The 7282-nt window shown below is 49.3% G+C and carries 9 protein-coding genes; 1 reads left to right on the top strand and 8 read right to left on the bottom strand.

Annotated features, from left to right (window positions below; genetic code table 11):
- Positions 1 to 181: 181 nt before the first annotated feature.
- The 4 genes from ACYVHX_RS04690 to ACYVHX_RS04675 all read right to left on the bottom strand — a co-directional run bounded on the left by ACYVHX_RS04690 (position 182) and on the right by ACYVHX_RS04675 (position 4099).
- Positions 182 to 517, bottom strand: a complete 336-nt coding sequence (locus ACYVHX_RS04690; protein WP_460670460.1) for an IS5 family transposase — start codon at positions 515 to 517, stop codon at positions 182 to 184.
- Positions 518 to 972: 455 nt separating this feature from the next.
- Entirely contained in the window at positions 973 to 3021 is a 2049-nt protein-coding gene (locus ACYVHX_RS04685; RefSeq protein WP_460670459.1) for an FG-GAP-like repeat-containing protein, read from the bottom strand.
- A 451-nt stretch (positions 3022 to 3472) separates the two neighbouring features.
- The gene (locus ACYVHX_RS04680; RefSeq protein ID WP_460670458.1) at positions 3473 to 3793 is read right to left on the bottom strand and encodes a hypothetical protein; all 321 of its coding nucleotides are present in this window, start codon (positions 3791 to 3793) and stop codon (positions 3473 to 3475) included.
- The gene (locus tag ACYVHX_RS04675; RefSeq protein WP_460670457.1) at positions 3794 to 4099 is read right to left on the bottom strand and encodes a hypothetical protein; all 306 of its coding nucleotides are present in this window, start codon (positions 4097 to 4099) and stop codon (positions 3794 to 3796) included.
- Positions 4100 to 4415: 316 nt separating this feature from the next.
- Here ACYVHX_RS04675 and ACYVHX_RS04670 point away from each other — a divergent pair, with 316 nt between their 5' ends.
- Complete coding sequence (locus ACYVHX_RS04670; RefSeq protein ID WP_460670456.1) at positions 4416 to 4802, top strand: hypothetical protein; 387 nt, start codon at positions 4416 to 4418, stop codon at positions 4800 to 4802.
- 82 nt (positions 4803 to 4884) lie between these two features.
- On the opposite strand, the gene ACYVHX_RS04665 is transcribed toward ACYVHX_RS04670, so the two are convergent.
- From ACYVHX_RS04665 to ACYVHX_RS04650, 4 genes are all read right to left on the bottom strand, one after another.
- Positions 4885 to 5166, bottom strand: a complete 282-nt coding sequence (locus ACYVHX_RS04665) for a hypothetical protein (RefSeq protein ID WP_460670455.1) — start codon at positions 5164 to 5166, stop codon at positions 4885 to 4887.
- Positions 5167 to 5816: 650 nt separating this feature from the next.
- Positions 5817 to 6107 carry a LytR/AlgR family response regulator transcription factor gene (locus ACYVHX_RS04660; RefSeq protein WP_460670454.1) on the bottom strand — a complete coding sequence of 97 codons (291 nt, stop codon included), beginning with the start codon at positions 6105 to 6107 and terminating at the stop codon, positions 5817 to 5819.
- Between the two features lie 131 nt (positions 6108 to 6238).
- Positions 6239 to 6754: a terminase gene (locus ACYVHX_RS04655; RefSeq protein ID WP_460670453.1), complete on the bottom strand. Its 516-nt coding sequence runs from the start codon at positions 6752 to 6754 to the stop codon at positions 6239 to 6241.
- A 7-nt stretch (positions 6755 to 6761) separates the two neighbouring features.
- Complete coding sequence (locus ACYVHX_RS04650; protein WP_460670452.1) at positions 6762 to 7007, bottom strand: hypothetical protein; 246 nt, start codon at positions 7005 to 7007, stop codon at positions 6762 to 6764.
- Between the last annotated feature and the right edge of the window lie 275 nt (positions 7008 to 7282).

Here is a 7282-nt window from a genome sequence, read left to right as displayed (position 1 = left end):
TAAATTAATGGACTAAACTGTTTTTACAATTTTGTCCAACCATTTAGGGGGCTAAGACAAGAGACATACTAGGTCCCAATACAGTTAGTCCGTATTTTATTGAAAATGGTTGCACAGCGCTTAAAATAAATTCTCCTGTTTCAGTATACTTAAGACTCAATCGAAAACCGGTTTTAGGAAATCATGCAGGGCGCTTTCTATTGTCCAGTGGCACCTGGTGGCCGCGTACAACGGTCGAATCAATCATGACCCAATGCAGGTCAGGTTCCTGAAGCCTGTCGTAAATGGTTTGCCAGACCCCTGCTATGGCCCACCGGCGAAATCGCCTGTAAACCGAGTTCCAGGGTCCAAAACGGGGAGGCAGATCGCGCCAGGGGACGCCACTGCGGCTGATCCAAAGGATGGCATTTATAAACAACCGGTTATCAGCGGCTGTATGACCAGGATCCCCTGCTTTTCCCGGTAACAAATGAACTATTACTGACCATTGAAAATCGGTAATTTCATTACGTTTCATAAAACCAGGCAATAATCCAGTCCTAAATGTAATCAATTGTCAACACTCTACTTTAATTCTTCGAAACCAAAAAAGCCCAGCATGGGCCGGGCTTGTATCACTGATTTGAACAGACCTACGAATCAGCAAGTGTTTTGGATTGCGTTACTTTGAAAATTTTCAACTCCCTTAAACGTCCGAATGGCAACCAAACAAAATCCCCCGCCTGGATCGTGCCAGGCGCTAGATCTGTTTTCTTTCAATTCGATAATTGGGGCAATGCTATTTAATTCTTCTTATAGTGACTTATTTAAACCTCTTAAGTCATAAAGTTCGCTGTAATCTACAGCGTGAAGGCAGTACAGACCTAAACTGAAGGTGGTCCCAACGACGGACGAAACGTTTTCGTAACTTCAAACAGCCCAAGGGCCCCGACTACCAACCGGGGCCCTTGGATTGCCTTACTAATACCGGAATTAATTCACTTTCAGAATCCGGACGGTTTGGGACTGTACCCCACTACTGGCCCTCAGGAAGAGGATGCCGGGGGGCATGGTTGACACATCAAACCGATATTGTTCACTGGGGCCCGCTCGCTCAGTGCGTCTTTGGCCAATGATACGCCCCGTCATATCGGTTAATGACAGTTGTAGCAAGCTGGTTTCAACTCCTGTTACCTCAACCTCGATGGCCTGCCTCACCGGGTTACCCAATAGGTTGACCTGTAGTCTACCGGTCGGTTCTACGCTTACACTCAGCCGGGCCGCACCCCCGGCGGGGTTGACTACGGGGAACCGCCCAGTAAGGCTTATGGAGGCACCCTGCGGGTCTGTGGCCCTCAGGGTCACCGTGAAGGGACTGCCCACGGTGGTGGAAGGTGTGCCCGAGACAATGCCCGAAACCGGGTCGATGCTGAGCCCAGGGGGCAAGCCACTCGCTGAAAAGGTGAGCACATCGCCGTCGGGGTCGGTAACAGCGGGGGCCACTGAAATACTGAAGGGCACCGATACCGTAGCTGATTGGGGAATGGTGCCTTGGGCTCCGGTCAGCACTGGTGCCCGATTGGCAACGGGCGGAGTAGTGGGGTTAACTACGGTGAACAGCCCGGTGACCCTGGTGGAGTTACCATACGGGTCTGTGGCCCTCAGAATCACCGTGAAGGGACTGCCCACGGTGGTGGAAGGTGTGCCCGAGACAATGCCCGAAACCGGGTCGATGCTGAGTCCAGGGGGCAAGCCCTCTGCTGAGAAGGTGAGCACATCGCCGTCGGGGTCGGTGACGGCGGAGGCCACAGAAACGCTGAAGGGCACCGATACCGTAGCTGATTGAGGAACGGTAACCTGGGTGCCAGTCACTACCGGTGACCGATTGGAGCCGCAGTTAATCAGCACCGAGACGACGTTAGAGATGGTGTTCGCAGTCGCCAGGTCAACCCAACCATCCCCGTTGAAGTCGCCCTTCACTATCGAACGGGGACTGCCAGTGACGGGAAAGTATTTAGGTGCCCTAAAGCCCCCATAGGCATTAGCCATCAGCACCGAGATGTGGCCCGAGGTCGCTCCGGCCAGGTCAGGCCGGCCATCGCCATTGAAGTCGCCTATCACAATCTCTTCGAAGCTACCGAGGTAATAAAGAGTAGCTTCCCCGAATCCGCCACTGCCATTCCCCAGCAGCACCGAGATGGTACCTGAACTTGGGTTCGCGGTGACCAGATCAAGTCGGCCATCGCCATTTAAATCGCCCACCGCCACCGATTCGGGGATAGCACTAACGAAAATTTTAGTGGCGGCGCCAAAACCCCCACTGCCATCACCTAGCAGCACCGAGATGGTAGCTGAATTTGGGTTTACGACAACCAAATCAGCCCGACCATCGCCGTTGAAGTCACCCACTTTAACCGAATTGGCAGAGCTACCGATAGGAAAGGTAGCAGGTGCCCCAAAACCCCCACTGCCATTTGCCAGCAGCACCGCGACGTATCCATAAGCCATGGTGATAGCCAGATCATCCCGACCGTCGCCGTTGAAGTCGCCCACGGCAACCGAACTGGGACCAATACCGACGGGAAAGTTAGTAGTTTCTCCAAAGCCGCCACTGCCATTCCCCAGCAGCACCGAGACGTCATTTGAACTTATATTCGTTACCACCAGATCATCCCGACCGTCGCCATTGAAGTCGCCCACAGCAACCGAATTGGCAGTAGTACCGACGGGAAAGTTAGTAGCTTCCCCAAATCCGCCACTGCCATTCGCCAGCAGCACCGAGACGTCATTTGAACCCGAGTTTGCTGTCGCCACGTCAGGTAGGCCATCGCTGTTGAAGTCGCCCACGGCAACCGAAAGGGGGTGATAACCAACGGATACGTATGTTTCGCTATTGAAGCACTGCCCCCAACTTACGGTGCTGAGTCCTGTTAAGAGCAAACAAACCAGCCACCAGTGGGGGGCTACACGAACGCGGAATAACTTACTAGACCCAAAGGAATAGTGTCGGCCAAAGGGTCGAAACGGTAGAGAAGGAATCATAGATGGGATAGGAGTTTAAGATAATTATTTCAGACTCACATGCATAGTAAACACAAAAGAGCAACCCAATCAGACCTGATCAATCGGTAGAACAATGGTGATTCTTCCGCGCTTAGCTAAATCGACCTTATAACAAATAAGGTCAAAACAACGTACTGTAATAGCGGCCAGCACAGGTGTGCGTCTTCTCCGGAAAGCTGGATCCGGATTCCATGGTGAAAGTAATTAACTAGGTAAAACTACTGTTGAACCCCCCTTCAAACTGCAGGTGCCGGGGGAACGCCCATCCGACCCAACGAGCGAGGGAACCACCCGCTCGGCTCAGACCATTCCAAGTAGCTGTAAAGGCTGACTGTTTCAGATAAAATACGCACGACTAGTTGTTAGCCCTCCGAATTTAATCCTCACCGGCACAAGGAAAAACGCGGGAAGACCCCGCGTTTCCCATTTGTCAATATTCAAAAACTGCGGTGCTCGTTACACCCATCCTGCCCGGCCCAACTGACTCAAATACATCAAATTTTTTCGCCCTGTGTGAGTTGATTAGCTCAGGATAACGCCAGAAATCATCGACAACGATATACTGACCCTCTTTCATACGCGGCTCAACATAGCGAAAGCATTTAATGCGCTCTTTAAATGACTTATCCAGTCCGTCAATAAGGATCACATCGAACTCGCCTTTGTCAACCGCGTGCATGTAGTCACTACTCTCAAAGTTGTCGGGATTGTGAAAGTCAAAAGGGTTGTTGAGGATTTCTACGTTAGTCATTCAATTCTTTTCCAACTTCTCTTTTCCGAACTGGATCCATTTCGTGTCGTTCTCGGTCGCCAGAATTGACTTTGCTTTTTTGGCAAAACGAATGGTGGAGCCGCCACTGCCATACTCGAAAATCCGTTTGTTGGGAATGATTTTGTCAACGTAGTCGATAGCACGGTACGACCACCATGGCAATTCAAGATCAATCGGAAATTTCTTGCTCAACACATTGTGCTTAACGTAGGGCGGCAACAGGTCCGGATTGGACGCAAGGTGAGTAACCAGCTTGAAAAGCCGGGCCGAGTTGGATAAACGCATAGTTTTGAATTGTGGGATAGAGTATAGAACGAAATCAATACAATATAGAAATAAAAAGATTTCTACAAATTAAAATCTCACCCTAACTATCTATTAAACAACCTCATGCGCCTTAACCGAGTACAAATGTATTTTAGCTAGTAGTTGGCCATTTTTACAGGAATCATTTTTGAAGTGAACTCTATTTTGAAAATGTCCCCAAATCGACAAAATGTGTCCTTCATTCGACAGTATGTTTCGAGAAATAGGCTGATTTTGTCCGGTTCTGTTTTTGGGACTTAAAATTCACTATTACAATCACTACAATCTCTTATCCATGACTACCGAAGAAAATGCGTCACAAAACCCGTTGGACGGGCCATTTCAGGAAATTCAGAAATACGTAGAAAAGCTAACCGCTGAAAATTCTCAGCTACGAGACGAACTGACCGGACTTAAAATTCGGGAAGCGATCTTTGAAGCGATGAAAGACTATAGACAGCGAATTGACCAAAAAACGGGTGACTCAGGAGAAGGTCGAGGTTACCAAGAAGTAATTTCAGAGCTTCAACGACAGTTTCCTGAACAGAGGTATGAAGATCTGGATCGAATATTCTTCGATGTAATAAAGGATTACAAAGTAATGGTCAACAGCGACTTGAAAAGAGAGTATAGGGACGTAGTATTTGACAGGCCCAGCAGCGTAGACTATAAGGGTTATTAAATTTCACTATCCCATAGGATTTGAAAGGCTGGGCAACTCATCTGCTCAGCCCTTTTTATTACCACTTTTTTCGGACACCCACTTAATCAATAGGCTTCTCCACCTCCACGAATCCCAGCCGGAGCAGCGTCTTTTCGGGCTCGGTCAACTTTGGTCCAACCGGATGATGCCGCTCTACGTAATTCCTCACACTCTTGATCGCCGTCAGCACACTTCCCTCAAATGCGTTGATATCGGTGGTCAGCGGCTTATCAATCACCTCGCCCTCCACGTACGCAAAGATCATTGCCTGACGATCGTCGAGCGTGACGGCCACCTCGCAGGCGACGCCGTTGTGAATAATGGGTAATTTATACGATTTCATTTTTCAAGCGGAAACACTTCATTGATCTGCCGGATCTGCTCATCCAGTTCGGCCTGGGTAATTGATGGACGGGTTTTGATTTGCTCGTAAAGCAAAGGTAGATATCCATTGGATTGCAGAAAAACAGAACCCGGCCTGTGTTGCCGGGGCTGTAACAATGCTAGTAGGTCAATATAACTCAACTATTTGGGTAGCACGTAATATGCCATATCACAATAAAGTGAGTGGACGGACAATGGGTTACAATTTCAAATCCCGCAGCTGGTCCGGGGATTTTGAAAAACGTCGGTTTAAAGCAATGCAGGTTAAGAGGGCCTAAAGCAGCGTGAATAGATTCCAGCTAATCAGGACAAAATTTAATAAGATGAACGCCTGACCGACACCGCGAGATACAGCGGTCAACGGTCGTTGTGAAGAGGCTAGTAAAAAATCGAAAGGCCACCAAATGTGATGCTTAGCAAGGTCAGCAATCCGGCATTTCTTAGGAAAGAAGGGAAGTAGTTCAGGTACTGTTGTTTTGCCTGAAGGAAGGGAAGGCCCTGGGTTGATACCGCCATTCATAGTAGTGCATTCGCAGTGATGGCGATACAAAGTAAAATACCGAACTGGAAGCCTGCTTTCATACTGTTTCTGATGATAGTGAAGTTACCCTAACATTCACACAATTCAAAGTACCTCCCAATGACAATGATGACCCGGCGGGCTATTGGGATTTTCTCACCCGTCGATAACAAGACAAACCTACCCTGCTTTTGAGTCTTACGAATTTGATCAACATACATCGGATTGACCAGATGCGACTTGTGCACCCGCCAGAAGCCCGGCAGTCGCTGGCTCACTTTCAGTAGCGTAACGGCAATCAGATACTCCTGGCCGGTTAGTATATAAACCCGGCTGTAGCTGCCCTCGCTCTGGACCCGGATGATCTGATTGATCGGCATCCAATCTATGTGAATACCCGAAAGCTACTTCACTGACTCGATTAAACCTGGTGGTTATCGTTCTTTGAAGAAAATAGGTCCTGTATTTGCCAGCGCTCAACCGGTAGTGATTAGAGACGGTTGGCACCGTGTCACTCCCCACTCTCGTCGATCATCTCAATAATGATGTTGCCCGAAGCCTCATCCCGACGAATGAGCCGGGTGCCCCTCTCTGTCATATCAACAACGGGCTTATCACGCCATAAGTGAGCTTGCCGATTGGTCAGCCAGAACTTCAGCGCAGTTACATCGGGTGGATAATACTTGATTATTTCCCGGGTTACCACCGCCTGTTTATGATCTCCTGATGATACCACAATGAATTTGGTTTGCGGATGATTAAAACCCATTGCCTTTTTAAAGAGCGCATGGGCAATCTGCGCATCAGCCCACATCTTACCCCGTTTAACGGCATCGGAAAAAGCAGCATACCGGCGTCGCCATTCGTAGAGGGTTGAAACATCAACCTCAAAAAAAGCGGCCAACTCGTTGTCAGTAGCCCCCATCAGACAGTAATGATAGGCGTGATGAGCATACGCTTGCTGATACTTTGACGGCCGGCCGCCTTTGTGGCCTTGAGCAAAGGTATTTCCGGCGGGAGCGGGCATAGGCTGGTTAGGTCTTGATGTGATAAAAATCGTTCGCCTGCTGGATTCGCTCCTGTCCCTGTTTAATGATCGCCGCGTTCTGCTTCCGAAGTTGGCGCCGTTCGGGGGGATCCTGCTCGTGGCTAAAGGGCAGCAATTGCAGGTGTTTGACCAGGCTTTCATACTCGGAAAGCGGCAGATACAGACAAGGATCTTCGATCACATAACGTTTTCGAGTGCCGCCAAACGATAAGCCAGTCGTGAGCGGGTTCAAGGCAGCACTGGCTGATGATCAGCAGATGGGTCGCTATCATTTGGCCCCGGCCGGCAAGCGCTTAAAAGCGTGTTCATACAGTCGTTTTTACGGTGGTTCGTCTTTGTTCGCCTGGCGCGTTGACCAATACCTATTCAAGAACGTAAAAATGTCACCAAACTGGAAATAAATGTCAACGAAGGGGCGGGTTATTTCGCATTTAGGTGCCCTGGCTGTTGACCGGTAAGCAGACGAATGCTCGTTCGCGTTGACGGAGTCAAAAACCTCAACGTGAC

The sequence above is a fragment of the Larkinella ripae genome, from assembly GCF_054780775.1.
This window is presented reverse-complemented; position numbering and strand designations above follow the sequence as displayed.